The sequence below is a fragment of the Lysinibacillus sp. NPDC093210 genome (genome assembly GCF_044753985.1).
Classification (GTDB): domain Bacteria; phylum Bacillota; class Bacilli; order Bacillales_A; family Planococcaceae; genus Lysinibacillus.
Map to the genome: position 1 here is coordinate 65810 of NZ_JBIVOE010000006.1, position 22224 is coordinate 88033.

Sequence of the window (22224 nt, forward strand, 5' to 3'; positions counted from 1 at the left end):
AGTTATTTAGGAAAAGGTAAAAAATCGGTTAGGAGCACTTAATGGAACAATTAACTTTATTATTATTTGGTGAAAAACTTCCCCACTCTCGTCATTTGCATAAATTATCGAATAAGTTTATTAATTTATTTCTAAAGGAACGTGAGAAAGAGTCATTTAGAGAAAGTGATTATTATGTAGTGTATATTGAAGAACGTTATTTTGGTGATGAACAAAGAAAACTTAATTTTCCTCCCCCTGCCATACCTGTACATAAAGACTTTTTACATCAAGTTCAACCTATCTATGGCAATCTAAATGCCGAAATGGTACTTTGCACAATGCAACATGAACATCCTATTGTGTTTATAGATAATATTGAATATGAGGGATACTGTTATTATGCAAAAGATTCAAATGAAAAGATTCTTTTCTTCGATACAGACAAAGAACCTTTAACAAAATCTTTTATAAAGATGCCACAAGAAACAAATTCAACAAAAACCATGAGAAGATGGTTACTTTCAAATATATAAATGGAGATATTGTTATCGAAACAATAAGCCTTACATCACTTAATGGCTTGTGCGTAAAGCTCACACAAGCCATTTTGATCGTTGCTCATAGGTTTTGTATGTCATGTTCAACTGCAACACCACTGCATCAATTATCAAATCGTCCGAGGGCTGTTCTTAGAGGGTGAAAATAGAAAAAACACACCAACTTAATTGTGATTTACCCTTGTCGTTAGCTTTAACCTTTTGGTGAATAACTGTCAATGATTTTTACTTAACAATATGAATAATAGATATTCCCCACCTATCATTCTGTGATACTCTCGTTAAACATAGTTCGAACAAACTTCCCTAACTTCTCGTTATCTAGTCCACTATCTATTGCCCATTGTATCGCCCTTATACGTTCCCTTTCGACTGGTGTAGCTTCAATTTTTTGAGTATCCGTAGTCCTATTCCATTCTCTATACTTTTCACTATGTTTTTTTGCGAAGTACATAGCCCCTTTAGTGTCTTCAAGCTTAACACTAGCCCAATGGTCGGCTATCTTTTCCATGTATGGACGGACTAGCTTATTGTTAGACGATAAAAATACGTATTCCGTTAATACATTAATAACACCAGTAGGAAGCCCCGTTTTCTCTTGTATATCGTTTATCAGTTTTATATCTGCTTCTCTTGGTTTTCGCCCACAGTTTATGTCTTTTAATACTTGCCATGTCGTGGTTTCTTCTAAATATTTTATAAGCTCTTCTTCTTTGCTCATTTATTTACTCTCCTTCCCTATCCTTAAAAGTCATTTTAATTAAATGCAAGCACGCATTTATTAATAAAAATCTCCCTAAGAAGTTTATCATTACAATTATTATTGTTTTATTAATCGCTCTACAATCTCAACTAATATTCTACATGAATACGTAAAAGTGTTCCTCTACAACCTGACCCGATTGTTGAACAAAAGTTAAACAGCGCTCTTCCACTAAACTGCAACGTTAGTTAGTTGAACAAACAACAATCTTTGAGAAAGTAGCCTATGTAACCCAGTGTACGTTAATCTAGTTTTCAAATCGTCTGAGCACTGATTCAATCTCGTTAGGAGCAAGCAATTCTACAAACTTCTTCAGGAATATGTTACAAACAATTGTCTTCAGCAACGAAAATATCATATGAATGGTAATCGTGTTCAAGCGAACCGCCATAGTCTGCTATTTTAACTATTCCAATCATTTCATTGCCATTGATTGTGAATCGAACCTTATCACCCAAACTAAATTTCATCGGGGGCAAATTAAAATATTCTGACATATGCATCACTCCTACTTATTAAAAACTTCACCAACCTAAAAGCACTCCAACTTAATGCTATAGGTACACCGTTCTAAAACCCCAAGTTTGAAGTGTTTCATCTTTAATTCTATTAGAAAAAGCGTATTGCAACTTAAACTGCTCACTTTTCCCCATTGCATATTCCTTTTTAGAATCATGAATAGCTTCAACATCTGATACATTAGGTTCATATTTCGATATTAATGCCTCTTCTACTCAATAGCCTAATTCTCTCAGCAAAGATAAAGTGTTGAAAATATAAAATCTTTTTTCAACATAATTGACCTGATAATCAGGGTTATTCTCTCTCTCTAAGGTCAATTGGATTAATCTATCGGAAAAAGCCTTAAGGAATTGTTGCATATCCACCCACTGTTCTTCAGGAAGAAGCTCATTTACCTCAATTTTATAGCCTATGAATAAATTCTTTAATCCTTTTCATTACAGTATGATAAGGAGCAACAGCGATTCTTCTTAGACTCCACAAAAACAGGCGAGAATCGCCTTGTATACGCTCCTGAAAGCCTTATGAACGAGTTACAAACTTACATTGAGATAAAGCAAAAGAAGTTATCTAAACTTGGAGATAGGTTCAATCCTATTTTAGATAAAGACGGAAAGCCTATTTATTTAATGTTCTCAAAGGATAATGGTTTTCCAAATCACCCTGATCGCATGAGTAAACAATGGCAAGATATTGTACGTCAATATTCTCTACCTTCAATTACGTTTCATGGCTTGCGACATACATTTGCTTCTTACATGCTTTCTAAAGGCGTTAACATCAAAGTCATCCAAGAGCAATTAGGACATACTACAATACATGAAACACTTAATACGTACTCTCATGTTGGTCAAGACCAAAAGAAAGAAGCTACGGAGCTTTTTAACTATTTATAAACAAAAAAAACCTCAACAGGCTCTCATTTATCGAGTCGCCCATTGAGGATTAAAAATCTATTTAATTTTTAGTTTAGTCCCTTTGAAATTTATTCCAAACTTCAAACCCTTGTTATGACTACTCTTGAATAGCCGCCTCTAAAGCAACAACGATCATGTCGTTGAATGTTGTTTGACGTTCTTCAGAAGTCGTTACTTCGCCTGTAATGATGTGGTCACTTACTGTTAAGACAGAAAGAGCTTGACGGCCAAATTTCGCTGCTAATGTGTAAAGTGCTGCAGATTCCATTTCAACAGCTAATACACCGTATTTAGCTAGCTTTTCATTTTGGTGCTCATCTGAGTAGAACAGGTCAGCTGTAAAGATGTTACCAACTTGAAGGCTTAAACCGGCTTCTTTCCCAGCATTATACGCTTTTAATAATAAGTCAAAGTTTGCGATTGGCGCAAAGTCAATGTTGTTGCCCCAAATGATTTGATTCATACGAGAATCAGTTGTAGCACCTTGAGCTAAAATAACGTCACGTACTTTTACATCTTTTTGAATTGCACCACAAGTACCTACACGAATTAATTTTTGCACATCATATTCTTGCATTAACTCTGTTGCGTAAATAGAAATGGAAGGCACACCCATACCAGTACCTTGTACAGAAATACGTTTACCTTTATACGTACCTGTATAACCAAACATATTGCGGACTTCGTTATAGCAAGTAACATCTTCTAAAAATGTTTCGGCAATGTATTTTGCACGTAGTGGATCTCCCGGAAGTAAAATAGTGTCAGCGATTTCGCCTTTTTTTGCATTAATATGAATACTCATACTGCAATCCCTCTTTTCTGTCAGTTATCATTATAAATAATACTTTGTTTCACGTATTTACGCAATGCTAGACGTCTAGCAACTCTAAAAGAAAGAATAATTAGAGTATTCCGATATTATCTACCTTGTTCGATATATAAATCCCATAATTCATCAAATACTTCTGTCGTTAAGTTATCTGTTGCATATGTTTCGATATATGTAGATAGCTCATCAAAATCTATGCTTTGTTTAGGAAAGTTATGTTCATTAAATACTTCTTCGGCAAAGCGAACTTTAGCATCCGACCAATCCCCTCCACGAAATGTTAGTACATATAAATAAAAGCTCTTTTTCATAACTGAAAAGTGCCCTCCTCTTGTCATTTTTACTTTCCGCTAGTTTATCAAAAAAAATACATTTCGTCATAAAATGGACCACATTTTTATTTAAGTAATTTTTCCTAGTAAGCAAAATGCGAAAAGTCTTTTTCACCTTATTAGACTTTTGTCATGCAAAAATATTACGCTTTTTATCTGAAAAATGAAAATTTTGTGAATTTAAGATAGAATTTTTTAGTATTATACGATAGAATTGTAGACAATACTGCAAAAATTAGGAAGGTGATGGCGATGAAAAACAAGAAAAAATCAAGTAAACCAACGAGAAAACGCCCGTCTCTCTTAGATTCTAGCTTTTTTAAAAGAAAGAAAGCTATTGATTCTAACGTTAGTAGGCATAATCTCCCTCCTACTACAGAAAAACGACAACGTTTTTATCATTTAATTCGCGGCAAAGTACTTATTATTTTCTCTCTTCTTATTTTTATTACCGCCGCAATGGGTATATTGTCGTACAACAATATAACGAATCTTCAACAGCAAATGAAAGATTTTACTGAGAAGAATGTGCAGGAGCAACTTACCGTTAATCAGCTAGCCTATGAAATTGCTAGATTAACTAACTTAGAACAAGCCTACATCATTACAGGAAATGGTAGCTATTCTACTTCTTACAAAATGAAAATCGATTCTATCAATAAAAAAATAGCTGCGTTACAAGAAAAATTCGCAGACCGCGAAGTTGAGCTTGGACATATACAAGCAATCGGTCAATATTATAAAAACTACCTAGAGTACTCGAAAAAAGTCATGACGATGCGTGATGAGCTTGGACTTGAACAAGCTCGAAAGCTAATGATCGAAGGTACCGGCGAAACGATGAAATTGCATATTGATCAAAATATTGAATCTATCAACAACGTAATGGATAAATCCAATAAAGCAAAACTTAATATGTTGAACAAGCAGGTAACTTTGTCAAACAGTACTTTTTTAATTATTTCAATTATCGGTCTTATAGCAATCGTTATTTTTGGCATTATGTTATTTAAATCGTTGAAAAACAATACGCGCGCTATTAACCACTCTATACTTGATATTGCCCAAGCTGGTGGTGATTTAACAAGACGTGTCCATGTACGTAATAACGATGAATTTTCTATTATTGCTAACTCTACGAATACCCTCATCATTTCAATATCAAACCTTATTAAACGTGTTAGCGAACTCGCTGATCACGTCTCAAGCAGTAGCCAGGAGTTGATGACGTTAGCAGATGATAATGCCCGTACAATCCAAAATATAGCGGATGCAAGTGCAGATATAGCAAGTGATAGTGAAAATACAATCAATAGTATGAATAGTGCCCAACAAAAAATGAGTGATTTAGATCATTCTATGCATCAATTAAATGAACAGGCGAATGCTGTTCAACGGGCATCATTGGCCATGCAACAAGCCGCTGATGAAGGTAGTCGATCCGTTCATCAATCTACATTAGTTATGCAATCTATTGAAGAAACGATTGCTTCTACCTCTACAACAGTTGAGGCACTTGGTCGAAAATCAGCAGATATAACATCGATAATTGGTACCATTACAGCCATCTCAGAGCAAACAAATTTACTTGCATTGAATGCCGCAATTGAAGCTGCACGTGCTGGTGAGCATGGCCGTGGCTTTGCTGTTGTAGCAGATGAAGTGCGCAAGCTCGCTGAGCAATCACAAACTGCTGCTAAAGAAGTAACAACGATTGTGACATCCATCCAAGATGAAGTCGCATCAATTATTACACAAAATCATGAAGGTGTAACATCAGTTATTCGAGGAGTCGAAGTGACGAATGAAACAAACCAGTCATTGTCTAACATTCTAATGCAAACGAAAGAAACGACTACAATTATTGCGACAATGGTTGATAAAATAGCGCAAACACTTGATTATAGTAATGCTGTAGCAAATGATTTTGTGCATATTAACGCTTATGCTGAACAAACCGCTTCTAATACGGTGATGTCTGCTGCTGCTGCTACACAAGGTTCTGCATCCATGCAGGAAATTAATGCTGCCGCTACAGAACTAGCCCATCAAGCAGATAGTTTACGCAATGTCGTCGGTGCGTTTAAAATTTAACAAAAAAAAGAATGTCTCCGCAGAGGCATTCTTTTTTGTTTGCAAAATTTCTCTTCAAAACGAGGTTGGGACAAATAAGAAAAAGTATTAGATTGATTGTAGTCAATCTAACACTTTTTTGCATTGATCGTTGTCCACTACGCAAGCCTTTCCGATAGTTTACCGTCGATTCGCGGGCTTCTATTGGCTATTTACCAAGTTTTACATAAACTCGCTTACGTACTCATTTTCCTTATTTAAATAATGATAAATATTCAGCGTAGCCTTCTTTTTCTAAATCAGCTTTCGGGATAAAACGAAGTGATGCTGAGTTGATACAATAACGTAAGCCGCCTAACTCTGCTGGACCATCTGGGAAGACATGTCCTAAATGAGAATCAGCGTCCTTGCTTCGTACTTCAACACGGCGCATGCCATGTGATGTATCAAAATGCTCCGTAACTTGTTCTTGTGCAATCGGCTTTGCGAAAGCTGGCCAGCCACAGCCTGAGTTGAATTTATCGTGCGAGCTAAATAATGGCTTGCCTGAAACGATATCTACATAAATGCCTTCTTCAAAATGCTGATCATATTCATTGCGAAACGGTGCCTCAGTACCATTTTCCTGAGTTACATAGTACTGGATATCTGTTAGTTCTTTTAAACGTTGTTCTTTATTCATTTTCTATGCCCCCAGTGTAGTTCTTGAAATGCTTTTCGCCCAGATCCCACTGCATAGCGTTCATAATGCATTGGGTTTTTTTTATAATAAAATTGATGGTAGTCCTCAGCAGCATAAAATGTACTTGCAGGTAAAATTTTCACAGCAATTGGCTTATCAAATTTACCTGATGCCTGTAGATCTGCCTTTGAACGTTCAGCTAATTCATGTTGTTCTTCATCATGATAGAAAATGGCAGTAGTGTAGGATTGTCCACGATCATAAAATTGTCCACCTGCATCAGTCGGATCAATTAAAGTCCAAAATGTAGCTAATAATTGCTCGTATGAATAGATATCATCATCAAACGTAATTTGAACCGCTTCTACGTGGCCTGTCGTTTCCGAACAGACTTGTTCATATGTTGGATTTTCAACATGTCCACCAGTGTAACCAGAAACTATAGCTTCAATGCCAGGTGTTTCATCGAATGGCTTGACCATACACCAAAAACAGCCACCTGCAAATGTTGCTTTTTTCATTGCCATTTATATTCACTCCTTATTCTCCAGGGACGATGATTTCTAGTAAGATTTTATCGTTTGGTAAGTCTAATTCCTTCGCACGTACACGAGATCCTGATGCAATATTCACTCGCGATAAGTCAATATAAATTTCAGCCTTATTCGGATTAACAGTAATCCACGAAGGGAAATCCACCGAATCTCTCATAATTTTCATTGTCGTCTCCGGTGGAATATTTAATAACCCCACATTCATCCCTGTTTGCTTTAAAATAATATTACCCTTATCATCGACAATAGGCTCAAAATTCATTGAAATCGGGATTTCTGTATAAAAAACAGTTAATTTACTTCGTAATTCAATATCATCCCCAATGGAAAAATCCAATGGGAGTGGAGAGCCTTTTGCACTGTCTTTTAAATATTTTTTCGTAATTGACTCTAACTCTTTCGTAGTCGTTTGGACAACTAGTACATTTCCTGTTATTTCAGTATCACTGTCTGAGCTCTTTGTTATATCATATCCATCTACTGGTTTCGTTGCTAAATAAACGACGAGGAGGATTGAAAGAAGAACCATACCTGCTAACGCAAAAAATGCGAATTTCCATTTATTCATTTAGTCACTCCTCGAAGCCTATTTCCTTATTAATTTTTTGTTCCAATTTACATTGCTCCATTGCTTCTAATATTCGCTCAGTCATTTTATCATAGCCTTTTGCATTAGGATGGAAAAAATCTGTATGATAGACCAGTTCTTGATTCGAATCGAACAAGTCTTCAACTGAGACATAACAAGCATTTGAATCTTTACTTGCTATTTTTTTAATGACATTATTCCATTCTGTAATAATTGTATCAAATTCATTTGCCTCATTTGTGACAATGGAAAAAGGATTATAAAATCCAATAAGTAATAAAGGCACGGTTGGATTTTTTGCCCTTATATTAGCAATAATTTTACCGTAACGATCCTCATAGGTTAATAATTCCTTATCAAACGCATCTCGTTTTAAATTAAACAGATCCTGTTTGACTACTTTCATTACATCATTTCCACCCATAGTTAATGAAATAAGCTGTGCTTGTTGCAACTCTTCATCATAATGCCCTTTTTTTATTAATTTTAATAGCTGATCACTCCGTCTTCCCCTTTTTCCTCGATTATCAACATCCACTTCTGAAATCGAAGTCCACGCTAGCATCGAATCTGCTAATCTTCCAACATAACCGTCTTGACCATACTCATCCCCGACACCATCTGTTAGTGAATCTCCAAGTGCCAAGTAATGTAGTTGTTTTGCGTTATCATCATCAATTTGCCGTAAATCTTCCTCTGAAGGTTCAAAAAAATGTTCAAAAATTTGCGTCAATACATTACTAGAAGGTTTTGCCTCCTCTTCTGCTTGTTGCTCATCCTGTCTCATATCTTGCTCCGTCTCTGCCTGCTCACTTTCTTTATCTGCAGGTGCATTCGGTTCATCTATTGATATTGCACAACCACTTAGTACTAAGACGATCAAACATGACAAAATAATTCGCCAGCTGCCCATTTGACCACCTTCCATCATTTACTGTTAGTTCTATTATAATTAGTTGTCGCTACAATGAAAAGTGACGATGCTTCAGTTTATCAAGAAAATCCAAGCATAAACATCACATTACCTGTATACGTTTTTACAACTAGCCACGTAAAGCGTTAAAAAGCTACTACAATTACTTATGTAGCAGCTCTTGTCAATTATTCTGAAAAATATATAAAACCTATTGCACCTGGTCCAGTATGTGTAGAAATAATCGGTGACGTAAAAGCGATTTCAACATCATTGAAGCCTGTTCCTTCAACTAGCTCTTTTAATGGAGCCCCCATTGTTGTCAAACCGTCAGCATGTGAAATACCTACAGCCTTAACTGTTTTACCAGCAGTATCCGCTTGGAATTGTTTGAATAAGTAGTTCACAACCTGTTTATGACTACGAACTTTTGACACAGGGTTATATGCTCCACCCTCAAGGTTCGCAATGACTTTAATATTTAGTAAAGAACCAATAAATCCTGTCCCTTTACCAATTCGACCGCCTTTAATTAAATTTTCAAGTGTGTCAACGATTACATATAAATGTGTATTGTCACGCACCTTGTCTAAACGTGTGACGATTTCTTCAACACTCGCTCCGGCATCGCGCATTTTAATAGCTTCTCTTAATTGAATAGCAAGACCAATTGCGATAAAACGAGAATCAATGACCGTTACATCTGCATCCGTCATTTGTGCAGCCTGTCGAGCAGATTCCACTGTTCCACTCATTCCACCAGTCATATGAATAGAAAGTATTTGGTCGCCATCTTTGCCAAGCTCGTCATATAGTTCTTTGAATTTCCCTGGTGCAGGTTGCGAACTTTTCGGCAATTCTTTAGCATTTTTCATCAAGCCTAAAAAAGGTTGTGGATCTAAATCTACACCATCTATATATGTTTTCCCATCAATTTGAATTGTTAACGGTACTATATGTATACCGTGTTGCTCTACTTCTTCTTTTGTTAAATCACAAGTAGAGTCCGTTACAATATGAATTCGTCCCACTTTGACACATCCTTTAACATCATTGAAATTATTATATAGACTAATGTTTCCATATGTAAACATGACATTTGTCATCTCAAGTGTCTATTTCAAGTCTTTTTCATTTCCACTTCCTTCGCTACTATAGCCTTTTTTCAATAAATTTGTCTAACAATTTCCTCTAAAATTCGACATGACATTTTAGATAAGTAAATATGTGACAAATGTAAATAGTAAGACGCACATTATTGGGCTATAGTAAATATACAACGAAGGGAGTGTTTATAATGGTGGATTCATTTGACTATAAAACATGGAAGGAAGAATTGTGGAATGCCATTACTCACGGTATAGGCTTACTTGCAAGTATTCCAGCACTTGTTATTTTAATATTAACTGCCGTCCAAAACGGGAGTGCATTGTATATTACAACTTTTAGTATTTTTGGTGCTTCTGTCATCATCTTGTTTCTTATGTCAACATTACTCCACAGCATGCCTGAAAAATACAAATATTTTTTCGCTATTCTTGACCATTCTTCTATATACATTTTAATTGCCGGTACCTATACACCGTTTTTATTGATCGCTATCGGTGGCACATTAGGGATTACTTTATTAAGTATCATTTGGGTACTTGCCTTACTAGGCGTTGTTTTTAAATGCTTTTTTATTAACCGTTTTGAAATACTATCCCTTATTTTCTATATTGGTATGGGCTGGCTTATTATCTTTGCCATTAAGCCTATTTATTTTTTCTTAGGAAGTAACGGCTTTGCTTTTTTATTAGCTGGTGGTCTTTTCTATACATTTGGCGCTATTTTTTATGCTTGGCGCAGCCTCCCTTATAATCATACAATTTGGCATCTTTTTGTGTTAGCTGGATGTGGTTCAATGTATGCCTGTGTGTATCTTTATTTATAATAATGAAGTTTTTCAAATAAAAATATGTATCTTAAACAAGAAAAGCACTACGGCATAAGTCCGTGTGCTTTTTCTTATAATTTAGACTACAGCTTCAAACAACGTCCACTATGTGGCAAACGCCTCAAAATACATTTATTTTCTGCGTTCAAAAATTTGATATTGAAATGTGTAACCTTCTGGTGCTGTTACTGGTTGTTGTGACGAGAATAGCACAAAGTCATCTTCATATTCTGGGAAAAATGTATCCCCTTTAAAGGAATGATTAATTTTTGTAGCATATATTCGATCTGTTATGTCCATTGATAGTCTAAAAATTTGTTCGCCACCGATGATCATGATTTCAGGTACATCACCCGCTAATGACAGTGCTTCGTCGAGACTAGTCACTATTTCAGCCCCATCAGCACGATAGTTGGCATCACGTGTAATGACAATGTTGCGTCGCCCTGGTAGCGGTCTGCCAATCGATTCAAATGTTTTACGTCCCATTATCATTGGTTTGCCCATTGTTTTTTCCTTAAAATATTGTAAATCACCAGGTAAATGCCATGGCATACCGTTTTCATATCCAATGACATTATTATTATCATGCGCTACTATTAATGAAATCATAATTACCCTCCAAGTTATATCATTCATCCTATTATAAACATAATTTTACTTTACTATCGGAATATTTCTGCTCATTATGAAAATAAATTTCTTCTTCAATGTTAAATCATAGTAAATTTATAAGAATAGTTTATAATAAGGGATAACAATAAAAATTACTAAAGGATGATGTTATGACACATTTAACAAAAGAGGCCGTTTGCTATATTCAAGCTACGGATTTAAAACCACATTATTATGAAATGACACCACAGGAAGCAAGAGTTATGCGCGCAGTTCCAACTTGGCAATCTGGCCATATGCCTCACCTCGCATCGATTGAGGATCGAAAAATACCTATGCGCGATGGACAAGAGATTAATATTCGCCTTTACATTCCTGAACACGCAAAAAATTTACCAGTTATCATTTATTATCATGGTGGTGGATGGGTATTTGGCGATTTAGAGTCCTCAGATGCCGGTTGTCAGTTATTAGCTGATAAAGCGCAAGCTATCGTTGTATCTGTAGATTACCGCTTGGCACCTGAATACCCCTTCCCTATCCCACTAAACGACGCATATGATGGGTTACTGTGGGTATTTGACAATATTGCGTCTTTCGGTGGTGATAACACGCGAATAACGGTCGCTGGTGATAGTGCTGGTGGTAACCTCGCAACGGTAGTTTCTTACTTAGCAGCGATATTTGATGGTCCAACTATTACTTCACAAGCACTTATTTACCCTGTAGTAAACCTTGATTTTACGACCGCTTCTTATAGTGCTTACGGAGAACATTTTGGTTTAGATAAGCAAGGGATGCAATGGTTTGCTGAGCATTATACAAAACCGAGTCACTTTAAAAACCCACTCGTTTCACCTTTGCAAATTGAAAATTTTGGCGTACTTCCAAAAACAATAATTATCGCTGCTGAAGCAGATGTACTTTATGACGAAGGACTTGCTTACGCTCAAAAATTATCTGAAGCAGGCGTGTATGTGGAACATGTCAAAATGGGGGGTTTGATTCATAGTTATTTCAGTAAAATGGAGTTTTTCGAAGCTGCTACAATTGAAACAGTTGAAAAAATTGCGACATTCGTGAAATAAGTTTGTGTAATGCTACTAAACAATGCGATAATAGAGCAAAATGTTTTTTAAAGGATGACAACATGACACAAAGTAAGGCATTGGTCGCTAACAGCCAATGCCTTTGAAAAATAATATATTAGACATTTTTTTGCTAAAATAATAAGCAAAATACTGTTACAATGGCGTTTCGTTGTATATTAAACAATCGTTAGTTTGTTCCTTTTCTTATATTTTCACTGGTTTCTAAAGCAAACTCATATAGTTCACATGATTTTTTATACAACTTAATGTTTTTATAAAAGTCTGCGAATAATTTTGTATAAAAAATTAATAAATTATATAATTTATTTTTTTCAAAATATTTCAAGCATGTTTCTTCTAAATCACTAAAACTATTAGCTACTTTACTATTTAATTGCCCTAATAAAATAAACGAAAAAATATCCCGTTGATATTGTAATTTAAGTGGAAGTTCTTCATGAATATTATTTACATGGTTTAAATACTCTATAGCTTCCCCTAGATCCCCCTTCTTATATGTACAACGTATGATATTAATATAATCACCTCCTTCTTTTTTATAACTTAACGCAAGTTTATAGTTATAAATTGCTTTTTCTAAATTACCCTCCCTCTCAAAACAACACCCCAAATTTGAATAGACCATATTATAATTCTCAGGGCGATTCATTTTTTCAGAATTTTCCAATATATTGAAACATATATTAAAATGAGTTCGTGCTAAATTATATTGAGCTAGATTATTTTTAGCTATCGCTAATAAGATGTGACATTTAAAAGAAAAGTTCGGGAGATATACCGTTTTGAAATATTCTAGTGCATTTTGACAATAATCAATTGACTCGAAATGCCTGTATTCTTTACATAAAATTAATGCAACGTTAAAGCGGAAACACGCTACTTCGAAATCACTCCCTTGAATATTAAAATTATTTTTATTATTTATTATTAAGTTTAAGGCTTTGTTTGTTTGGTTTGTAAGATAATAAAGTGATATTGCAACATTTAAATAAATAAACTTATTTCTATTAGAAAATGAGTTATATATTACACTTAGTTGATTAATAATATCCTCTGCTTCTAAATATTTTTGTAAAGAAAGTAAATATTTGCAATTTATAAGCCTTGATTTTATATATAAATCATTATTACCTAAATACAAATATGAATTTTCGAAAATTCTCAAATCATAATCCTTAATATCTTCTTTTTTTGAAAGAAGTTTTGAATAAATAGTTTCTAAATTGTCGTCTAAATTATTTAGATCTTCAATAAACTTATCGTAATCCAGATTTAACCGCTCTAATATTAATTTATACGTTTCTTCACTCGGAATTACATGACAATTTTCAATTCTACTTAAATAAGATGGAGTACATATACCATCACAAATTTCCTCTTGTGTATATCCTAATCTCCGTCTAGTAATTTTAATCAGAGGGCCAAAATTATAATCCCTTTTTTTCATATAAAATCTCCCCTTTTTATTTTTTTATGTAATTTTTATAAAAATACACTCTTTAATGCCCATTTACTTTCTTAATTGTTAAATGGTATTTTAATTTGCTAATTAATATAATAATTACAAAGATAGGAGGTGATATTATGAACAAAGTATTAGAATTACTACGATTACCGGCTGAGAAGACAGAAAAAAATGTGCGAATGGCTAAATCTACAAAATGCATAGAAAAATCAACTAAAACAACATTATAATTACTGAGAACCAGAAAATTCTCATATACGAATTTTCACCAAACTAAAATATCAGTATGATTAATGTAAACAATCATACTGATATTTTTTGATTTATTCCAGAATTTAAATAATTTTTTTGACTGAAGGAGTATTAAATGATGGATAAATTACAAGTAGAAGATTTTCTATACGGTAGTAAGATGCACCAGTTAAAATTAAAAGAAAATATAATTCCCACATTAATGATTAAAAATGTTGCAAATTTTGAAGAAAACTTTTTTTCAATATTTCATTTATATATTTACAAAAAATCTATCTTACCAAGACAGGGGTGGAAAGTTCATATTTCATGTACAAAATTAAATTATCAACAAGTCTTAGATATTGTTTACAAATTTTGTATAGATAATAACATTAGCTTCAAGTTTATTTATAATAAATCTGAATTCTTTTACTGTATATCTGGCGAAAATTCTCCATTACAGATAGGCAAATTTATTACTATCTATCCCATCGATAAAAGTCAATTTAAATACATTATACATTCATTATACAAACTATTAGAAAACTTCAAAGGTCCATATGTATTATCTGATAAACGCTATAAAAATTCGAATATTTATTATAGATATGGAGTAATCGGATCTGATAGCGATTACTTAATTGCCCCTAATGGAGATAAAATTTTAGATGAACGTCGTTTTTATTCTGTTCCTTCATTTGAAGAAGAACCATTTCTAAATGAAAACTCCATTGAACAAGAAAATAAATACATTGATAAAATCATTTTTCCAAAAAGAATAATTCATCAATCAGCATCAGGGAATGTATACTTTTCAATCTATAATGAAAAAAAAGCAATCCTAAAAGAAGCTAGGCCATATGTTACAGGTATATGGGGAACAGCCATTGATGACTTGAAAAATGAAATTAGAATATTAGATATACTAAAAGGAATTCCAGGTATACCAAGAATATATAGTAAATTTATTGAATGGGAAAACTTTTTTGTTATACAAGAATTTATTGATGGGGTTACCTTTACTGAAATAAGAGCTGATGTCACACTTAATAAAGATATAACCATTCATAAAATTATTAAGGAGTCTATTATATTATTAAAAAAAATACACCAAAAGAATGTTATTTTAAACGATATAAGTCCAAATAATTTTATGTTATGTAGAAAAACAAAACCTTATGTTTGGATTTGTGATTTTGGTTCATCTTATATTTATAATGACTATTCTCCTCCTCATTTTAAATTGGGAGCTACAGAAGGTTATTATAATAATACTCTCGCTAATTTAACCGCATTCGAATCTGATTATCAAAAATTAGGTTATTTACTAATGAACTTTATTTTCCCATCTAATAGATTAAACTATATTGATTTAAGTGGAGCATCCTCATTGAAACAATTTAATTTATATTGTAAAGATAATAAAGTTCCAATATCTGTATCTAAAATAATAAATCTATTAATTAACCAAAATGAAGGTTGGAAAGAAGAGCTGTTTACATTACTTAATAATGTTAATTATATGGAAAGTTTAAGGAAAGAACCTACTCCAAGAAGAGAAATTTTACTAGAAAAAATAAAAAATTCATACTTAAAGAATTTAAACACTATTCAATTTGTATATGATAAATATTTCAATGAGTATCACCTTTCACCTCCTAATACCTCTTTTTTTAATATTTTATCCGGTTTCTACATTCCAACGTTGGTTGCTGGAATTAACAAACATGACCTAATATTACCAAATGATATAGCTTTAGGGGGTGTAAATAATAGTAACCTAGGATTCTTATTAAATCCTCATTTTAAAAAAGAGTTTTTTGCAAAAAAAACACTTGATTTAGACATCATAAATTGGTTAAGAAATTCTACTGATTTAAGCATTTCAAACGGGATAACAGGATTTGGGATAATTTTAATGCTTTGTGATCCTAAAAAGGAAATCTTTGAAATAGAAATTTATTTAAGCCTAATAGATAAAAAAATAAATGATAAACTTTTACTCTTTAATAAGGGAGAAAATTTAGGTCTAATTGATGGCTATCTTGGACTAGCTTATTTTAAGTTATTACTTTATAACAGGAATAAAAATAAAAAGAATTTAAATAGCTCCTTGTCCATTATTAATAAAATAAAAGACTGTATTATTAAATTGGAACCCAATGAAACACTATATTTTCCAATTACTATTGGAAGCAATACATCCTCACCATATCTAATGGACGGGCTGTCTGGATTTCTTTATGTAACATTAGAATTATATTTAATGGATGACTTAGATGATACTATCAAAACTGAACTTAAAGACAAATATATATTCCCCTGTGTTAAAAGCTTATTAAAAGAGAAGTGGGCTCAATACCCTGGTTTTATTGATGGGTTAACAGGAATTGCCTATACGATTTTCAAAGTGGGTAAAGCTTTCTCTTTAAATACTTTGTTAGATGAAGCTATGTCTATTTTATTAAATGTCGATACCTTTAATATTGATAAACACTTCTGCGCATATATCCCAAATAGAACATATAATAATTTTACTTTCGACTTTAAATCTGGTAATGCTGGGATCGCCTATGTACAATATAGGATTTTGGAATCTTTCAAAAAGGATATGTAACAATGAATATATTCATAAAAAACAGAAATTTCAGGTATCTTTTAACATCAAATATATTAAGTGTCATTGGAATAACTCTATTTGATATTGTCTTTATCATATATGCAAAATCTTTTCCTAATCCCGAATTAGCAATCAGTGCTGTTACATTTATTTCTACATTACCTTATTTATCAGATTTTTTATTAGGATATGTTGCAGATAAAACTAGAGACAGAATCAAGATGTTTATTAAGATAAGAGCTTTTCAAGCTTCACTTTATTTTATTTTTGCGCTAATAGTAGGTTTTTCTCAAAGTTGGCTAGTTTTCGGGATTGTGCTTTTAATTAATTTGCTTAGTGACTTATCAGGTACTTATACTACCTACCTAACCTTACCTATTACTAAAAATATTGTTGAGCAAAAGTATTTGACGTCTGCTAGATCCTTTCAAACTGGTGTTATGAATATAATAGATTTGACTGGAAAATTATTTGGTGCAACTTTAATCATTCTATTAAATTATAACTACACATTGTTTGGGTTATTAAACGCGTTTTTCTTCTCACTATCTTGTATTTTATTTTGGGTAAATCGAAAAAATTTTTATGAGGTTGTTGAGGTTGTAAAGAAAGAAAAATGTGAAAATAAAATCTATATAAAAATGATTAAACAGTTTTATATAGACTCCTTAAATAATTTAAAAATTTTGAATTCCATTCGTCAAATATTCCATTTTACTATTGTATTTTCTATAATGAATCTAATTAGTTCTGCACAGTTTTCTTTAATTCCCCTGACATTCAACAAATATGAACATCTACAATTCAGTTCATTTGGATTGACAATTGCTTTATTTGGAACTATAGAAAGTTTGGGATTAATCATAGGTGCACTAATACCCTTGGGCTATTTTAGAAATAAATCTATAGAGTCTAATCTAATAATGGAAATCTTTTTAACATGCGGGATAATTCTTAATATAATATATATTCAAGATAAGTATATATTATTTCTACTTACCTTTTTATCTGGTTACTTTTTAGGTTTATCAAATCCTAGGATTGATTCTTTTATAATGATAATTACTCCTGAAAACTCTTTAAGTTCAGTAACTAGTATTTTTTATTCCATTATACAGATCACAGTACCTATAGGAAGTGCAATTTTTTTATTAATGGCAAATACTGTATCAGTTGAATTTTCATGGTTCATTTTATTAATAATTTCTTTTATATTATTATTTTTTTCTATTATACTAAGTAAAAAATATTCTACAATTCCTGAAAAACTTTAAATTAAATATCAACTTTATCAATCTTATCTGGACTCCCCTTTATTTGTATCCAAAATAGAGAAAGAGATCAAAACTAGGATTAGTCAACTTATTCATGTTTATATCTTATAGGCTTATTCGATTAAGATTTCTAATCCTTCTGTATTTTTTCAGTAGGATTTTTATTTTTAAATACGTATACATTAATACCAAATAATTGGAATGATTATAAATCACTTCATCTCTATATTATAAAGTTGGAGGTCATACTAATATGAAAATAGAAATTAGAAATCTGAACTTCTCATTTGGTGCGCTTGAACAACCTATATTTCATAATGTCAATTTGAATCTAGATACGAGATGGCGTCTTGGTTTAATAGGAAGAAATGGTCGGGGAAAAACTACGTTATTAAACATACTTATGCAAAAATACTCTTACGAAGGTGAAATTATTTGTGATGTAGATTTTGTATACTTTCCTCAATCTATTCCGAGTAAAGAAAACTTAACTTACTATGCGATTGAAGAAATTATGCCCGTAGAATTGTGGAAGCTAGAACGAGAATGTCAATTACTATCGTTAGATAAAGAAATTTTGTGGCGACCATTTGAAGAATTATCTGGTGGTGAACAAACAAAAGTTCTGTTAGCAGCTCTTTTTTGTGAAAAGTCAAGATATCCTCTTTTAGATGAGCCTACTAATCATTTAGATATTAATGCAAGAAAGACTGTCTCAGAGTATTTGAAGAAAAAGAAAGGCTACATTGTGGTAAGTCATGATCGGCATTTTATAGATGAAGTGATTGATCACATATTAGTTATTGAAAAATCCCAATTAACTATTTATAAGGGAAATTTTTCGACCTATGAACGACAAAAAGAATTAAAAGATCAATTTGAAATTGAACAAAATAGTCGGATAAAAGTTGAAATTGAGCGTTTGAAGAAAACTTCGAAGGAAAAAGCTGATTGGGCACTTAAGAGAGAAAAAAAATCAGGAAATGATGCATTTGAGAATGCACGGGCGGCTCGCATGATGAAAAAGTCAAAAGTAATCGAAAAACGTATGCTTTCAAAAATTGAAGAAAAAACAAAACTACTAAAAAATATTGAAAATGTTAGTTCTCTTACGATAAATTGTGTTTTCAATCACCGAAATCCAGTGCTTCGTGTGAAAAATTTTTCATTAGCTTTTGAAGAAAAGTCAATTTTTCAGCCAATTACATTTGAAATTTTTCAAGGAGAGCAAGTAGCATTAGTCGGACCAAATGGAAGTGGAAAAACAACAATCTTGAATTATTTAATCAATCATAATTTTCCAGGAAATGTTAGTGGCGAGCTTATTATTCCCCAAGGTATTACGAAAAGTATTATTCGCCAACATTACAATGACAATGATGGATTATTAAAAGATTTTGCTAATGCACATCATCTTGACTATACACTTTTCTTACATAACCTTCGTATTTTAGGGATTGAACGTGACGTATTTAATATCCCGATTGAACAAATGAGCGATGGACAGATGAAGAAGGTGGAATTTTCAAAGTCACTTGGAACACCTGCAGAGCTATTTATTTGGGATGAGCCTCTAAATTATTTAGATGTCTTCAATCAAAAGCAAATTGAAACTATGATAGTAAAATATAGACCTACACTTTTATTTGTTGAACATAATCAAACGTTTATTTCGAATATTGCTTCAAAAATTATAGAGATAAATCCTTATTAATTTACCTAATAATCAATTATATAGAAACGCCCTCACTTAATTTTCCACTTATTTTCTCGTTAAAATAGAAGGGTTTTCTCGTTTTCCCTCTTATTTTATCTGTTTCATACACTATCTCTATTTACCGTGAGCTAAGCATAAAAAGAAAAATTGCGACATTCGTGAAATAAGTTTGTGTAATGCTACTAAACAATGCGATAATAGAGCAAAATGTTTTTTAAAGGATGACAACATGACACAAACGATTGCATTACAAATTAATAATCAATATGCTGGCCCATTAAAAAAAGGCTATCCACTAATTTCAAAGGAAGCAGTCGATACTCGAAAACTGCCTACTGAAGAAGGTGCAGTACTTCGTCTATTAGATATTCATAATCGCTTTATCGGCACTGGCTATTACGGTATCCAAAATAAAGGCATCGGTTGGCTGTTAACTACGGATGCTAATGAAGAAATTGACAAGGCATTTTTTGCAAAAAAAATAAGCAAGGCGCTACAAAATCGTGAAGCATTTTTCAATAACGCTAATACGACGGCGTTTCGTGCTTTTAACGGCGAAGGTGATGGAATTGGGGGCATGACCATCGATTTCTTTGAAGGCTACTATATGGTGAGCTGGTATAGTGCAGGTATTTATTCATTTAAAGAAGCCATCTATGAGGCACTTTCAGAAACAGTCAACTTTAAAGCCATTTATGAGAAAAAACGTTTTGATAGTAAAGGGCAATATATTGAACAGGACGATTTTGTTATGGGTACACGTGGTGAATTCCCACTAATCGTGAAGGAAAATGGCATGAACTATGCTGTTCATTTAAATGATGGTGCAATGACAGGCATTTTCCTGGATCAACGTGAAGTGAGACTTGCCATTCGAGAACGCTATTCTCAACATAAAAGCGTGTTAAATACATTTTCTTATACAGGTGCTTTTTCTGTAGCAGCAGCACTTGGTGGCGCTATAAAAACAACAAGTGTGGATGTAGCCAAACGTAGTTTAGCGAAAACAATTGAGCAATTTAGTGTCAATAATATTGACTATGAAGCACAGGACATTAAAGTAATGGATGTATTTCATTATTTCAAATATGCGCAGCGTCATCAGTTGAAGTTCGACCTTGTCGTATTAGATCCGCCTAGCTTTGCGCGCACAAAGCAAATGACGTTTTCAACAGCAAAGGACTATCCTAAATTATTAATGGACACAATCGCTATTACTGAAAAGAATGGTATCATTGTTGCCTCTACGAACAATGCAAGCTTTGGCATGAAAAAGTTTAAAGGCTTTATCGACCAAGCATTTAAAGAAACAAATACGCGTTATAAAATCGTTGAAGAATACGGTTTACCAAAGGATTTCCGCGTGCCGCGTGAGCATCCTGAATTCAATTACTTAAAAGTTGTTTTTATTGAAAAATTAAGCTAAAAAAGAGCGACTCTCAGAAAGTCACTCTCAGACTGTAGACAAAGTCGAATTTTTCAACTTTGTCTACTATTTTTTTGAATCAAGTTTCCATTACTTTGTTAAAAAAACAAAAATATACCCTAAAAACATTAGGATAAAAAAACTAAAGAATGTGATGATATTCCCTATAATTAATATTTTAGATTTAACGCATACGGCTAAGACAATACCTATGCCTGATAATACAAACGTGAAAATCCATAAAGTTGATGCTTTTTGAAACACAATATTCGGTACCCAAAGTAATAAAGAAATAATGATCGTACTTACAGCTAAAGCTTTCACCATTTTAACCATTCCTTATTTCAACGGATTACATAAATTGTTATTAAAATATATTTTTATCGCAGAAGCAAATAGTTTTTCTTTGAGTCCCATTCTATGAAAATTTCTATCTATATAAGCAACAAGCTCCCAATCACATGAACAGCTAAAATACCCTTTATCTTCATAGCACATATCATGTATTTGACAACCCCTATCTAATACATCTTGTGGAGGGCCAGAACCATGTCCAGGACCACACCAATTCCCCCAAATAGGTAGCCCTTTTCTAGTACTCATTGTAGTGTTTGCTTGATAGTTAGCGTAACTATTACTAATGTGATTCACCATCAAACTAATTTCAATATATTCCTCTGCTAAGCCATCTAATTTTACTTTTTCAATATTAACAAACGGTTTTCCGTCCTCATAATAAATATAGGATTCTAACTGTTCACGCATTTAAAAGTTCTTTATCTGTCAAAGATGACTCTTCTCCTGTCGTTGCAAAAACTTTTGTACCTCCCCCCAAAAAGAGTGAAGAAACTAAAACTGACATTGCAACAAAGAACGAACCTATTTTTTTCATCTAATCTTAGCTCCTTTCGATATTTTATTAGGTAAAATACCATTATTATGTCTCATCAAAAGGCTAGAATAACATTTTATAAAAAAAGAAAATGGATTTTAGAATGTTAGCTGTTGGAGTGAAATCTGGATGCTCATGAAAACGGCCAGCGGAAATGGATGACAACCCTAAGTTATGGTAATGAACCATTATGATAGTATTTAACCAGTCATTTATA

General features: G+C 32.8%; 22 protein-coding genes and 1 pseudogene. 9 read left to right on the forward strand and 14 right to left on the reverse strand.

The genetic code is table 11. The features are described 5' to 3' along the window. Positions 1-41 precede the first annotated feature (41 nt). Positions 42-515 carry a hypothetical protein gene (locus ACIP9C_RS14895; protein WP_401011843.1) on the forward strand — a complete coding sequence of 158 codons (474 nt, stop codon included), beginning with the start codon at positions 42-44 and terminating at the stop codon, positions 513-515. 286 nt (positions 516-801) lie between these two features. Here the strand turns inward: ACIP9C_RS14895 and ACIP9C_RS14900 are convergent, their stop codons facing one another. Further along, entirely contained in the window at positions 802-1260 is a 459-nt protein-coding gene (locus tag ACIP9C_RS14900) for a DnaD domain protein (protein ID WP_401011845.1), read from the reverse strand. Positions 1261-1625: 365 nt separating this feature from the next. Beyond that, the gene (locus ACIP9C_RS14905) at positions 1626-1799 is read right to left on the reverse strand and encodes a hypothetical protein (protein ID WP_401011847.1); all 174 of its coding nucleotides are present in this window, start codon (positions 1797-1799) and stop codon (positions 1626-1628) included. Between the two features lie 483 nt (positions 1800-2282). Between ACIP9C_RS14905 and ACIP9C_RS14910 the strand changes: the two are divergent. Beyond that, positions 2283-2720, forward strand: a pseudogene (locus tag ACIP9C_RS14910) (tyrosine-type recombinase/integrase); the annotation flags it as partial. A gap of 118 nt (positions 2721-2838) precedes the next feature. On the opposite strand, the gene deoD reads toward ACIP9C_RS14910, so the two are convergent. Both deoD and ACIP9C_RS14920 read right to left on the reverse strand, forming a co-directional pair. Continuing rightward, positions 2839-3546 carry a purine-nucleoside phosphorylase gene (gene deoD / locus ACIP9C_RS14915; protein ID WP_172771600.1) on the reverse strand — a complete coding sequence of 236 codons (708 nt, stop codon included), beginning with the start codon at positions 3544-3546 and terminating at the stop codon, positions 2839-2841. A gap of 116 nt (positions 3547-3662) precedes the next feature. Then, complete coding sequence (locus ACIP9C_RS14920) at positions 3663-3884, reverse strand: YozE family protein (RefSeq protein ID WP_401011849.1); 222 nt, start codon at positions 3882-3884, stop codon at positions 3663-3665. Positions 3885-4157: 273 nt separating this feature from the next. On the opposite strand from ACIP9C_RS14920, the gene ACIP9C_RS14925 reads away from it, so the two are divergent. Then, positions 4158-5999 (forward strand): methyl-accepting chemotaxis protein, encoded by a 1842-nt coding sequence (locus ACIP9C_RS14925; RefSeq protein ID WP_401011851.1) that lies wholly within the window; start codon positions 4158-4160, stop codon positions 5997-5999. Positions 6000-6231: 232 nt separating this feature from the next. Here the strand turns inward: ACIP9C_RS14925 and msrB are convergent, their stop codons facing one another. The 5 genes from msrB to ACIP9C_RS14950 all read right to left on the reverse strand — a co-directional run bounded on the left by msrB (position 6232) and on the right by ACIP9C_RS14950 (position 9747). Continuing rightward, positions 6232-6660: a peptide-methionine (R)-S-oxide reductase MsrB gene (gene msrB, locus ACIP9C_RS14930; RefSeq protein ID WP_401011853.1), complete on the reverse strand. Its 429-nt coding sequence runs from the start codon at positions 6658-6660 to the stop codon at positions 6232-6234. Continuing rightward, the gene (msrA, locus tag ACIP9C_RS14935) at positions 6657-7187 is read right to left on the reverse strand and encodes a peptide-methionine (S)-S-oxide reductase MsrA (protein WP_401011854.1); all 531 of its coding nucleotides are present in this window, start codon (positions 7185-7187) and stop codon (positions 6657-6659) included. Before msrA ends, msrB begins: the two co-directional genes overlap by 4 nt. 13 nt (positions 7188-7200) lie before the next feature. Continuing rightward, a complete protein-coding gene (locus tag ACIP9C_RS14940; protein ID WP_401011856.1) occupies positions 7201-7782 on the reverse strand; it encodes a YpmS family protein in 582 nt (193 codons plus the stop codon). Between the two features lie 4 nt (positions 7783-7786). Next, positions 7787-8716: a GDSL-type esterase/lipase family protein gene (locus tag ACIP9C_RS14945; RefSeq protein WP_401011858.1), complete on the reverse strand. Its 930-nt coding sequence runs from the start codon at positions 8714-8716 to the stop codon at positions 7787-7789. A gap of 188 nt (positions 8717-8904) precedes the next feature. After that, entirely contained in the window at positions 8905-9747 is an 843-nt protein-coding gene (locus tag ACIP9C_RS14950) for a DegV family protein (protein WP_401011860.1), read from the reverse strand. A 266-nt stretch (positions 9748-10013) separates the two neighbouring features. Here ACIP9C_RS14950 and trhA point away from each other — a divergent pair, with 266 nt between their 5' ends. Continuing rightward, entirely contained in the window at positions 10014-10649 is a 636-nt protein-coding gene (gene trhA, locus ACIP9C_RS14955; protein WP_401011862.1) for a PAQR family membrane homeostasis protein TrhA, read from the forward strand. Positions 10650-10784: 135 nt separating this feature from the next. On the opposite strand, the gene ACIP9C_RS14960 is transcribed toward trhA, so the two are convergent. Next, positions 10785-11264 carry a dihydrofolate reductase gene (locus ACIP9C_RS14960; RefSeq protein WP_401011864.1) on the reverse strand — a complete coding sequence of 160 codons (480 nt, stop codon included), beginning with the start codon at positions 11262-11264 and terminating at the stop codon, positions 10785-10787. Positions 11265-11437: 173 nt separating this feature from the next. On the opposite strand from ACIP9C_RS14960, the gene ACIP9C_RS14965 reads away from it, so the two are divergent. Continuing rightward, the gene (locus tag ACIP9C_RS14965; protein WP_401011866.1) at positions 11438-12355 is read left to right on the forward strand and encodes an alpha/beta hydrolase; all 918 of its coding nucleotides are present in this window, start codon (positions 11438-11440) and stop codon (positions 12353-12355) included. A gap of 190 nt (positions 12356-12545) precedes the next feature. On the opposite strand, the gene ACIP9C_RS14970 is transcribed toward ACIP9C_RS14965, so the two are convergent. Beyond that, positions 12546-13826: a helix-turn-helix domain-containing protein gene (locus ACIP9C_RS14970; RefSeq protein ID WP_401011868.1), complete on the reverse strand. Its 1281-nt coding sequence runs from the start codon at positions 13824-13826 to the stop codon at positions 12546-12548. Positions 13827-14214: 388 nt separating this feature from the next. Here ACIP9C_RS14970 and ACIP9C_RS14975 point away from each other — a divergent pair, with 388 nt between their 5' ends. The 4 genes from ACIP9C_RS14975 (at position 14215) to ACIP9C_RS14990 (ending at position 21115) form a co-directional block, all read left to right on the forward strand. Next, a complete protein-coding gene (locus tag ACIP9C_RS14975) occupies positions 14215-16695 on the forward strand; it encodes a class III lanthionine synthetase LanKC N-terminal domain-containing protein (protein WP_401011870.1) in 2481 nt (826 codons plus the stop codon). Between the two features lie 2 nt (positions 16696-16697). Next, positions 16698-17972, forward strand: coding sequence for an MFS transporter (locus ACIP9C_RS14980; protein WP_401011872.1), 1275 nt, complete (start codon positions 16698-16700; stop codon positions 17970-17972). A 253-nt stretch (positions 17973-18225) separates the two neighbouring features. Continuing rightward, positions 18226-19686, forward strand: a complete 1461-nt coding sequence (gene abc-f / locus ACIP9C_RS14985) for a ribosomal protection-like ABC-F family protein (protein WP_401011874.1) — start codon at positions 18226-18228, stop codon at positions 19684-19686. Between the two features lie 232 nt (positions 19687-19918). Next, positions 19919-21115, forward strand: a complete 1197-nt coding sequence (locus ACIP9C_RS14990; protein ID WP_401011875.1) for a class I SAM-dependent rRNA methyltransferase — start codon at positions 19919-19921, stop codon at positions 21113-21115. 90 nt (positions 21116-21205) lie between these two features. Here the strand turns inward: ACIP9C_RS14990 and ACIP9C_RS14995 are convergent, their stop codons facing one another. Genes ACIP9C_RS14995 through ACIP9C_RS15005 form a run of 3 tightly spaced genes read right to left on the reverse strand, consistent with a single transcriptional unit; the run spans position 21206 to position 22007 of the window. Then, a complete protein-coding gene (locus tag ACIP9C_RS14995) occupies positions 21206-21442 on the reverse strand; it encodes a hypothetical protein (RefSeq protein ID WP_401011877.1) in 237 nt (78 codons plus the stop codon). A 12-nt stretch (positions 21443-21454) separates the two neighbouring features. Further along, entirely contained in the window at positions 21455-21880 is a 426-nt protein-coding gene (locus ACIP9C_RS15000; protein ID WP_401011879.1) for a phospholipase A2 family protein, read from the reverse strand. Further along, a complete protein-coding gene (locus ACIP9C_RS15005) occupies positions 21873-22007 on the reverse strand; it encodes a hypothetical protein (protein WP_401011880.1) in 135 nt (44 codons plus the stop codon). Before ACIP9C_RS15005 ends, ACIP9C_RS15000 begins: the two co-directional genes overlap by 8 nt. Positions 22008-22224: the final 217 nt, after the last annotated feature.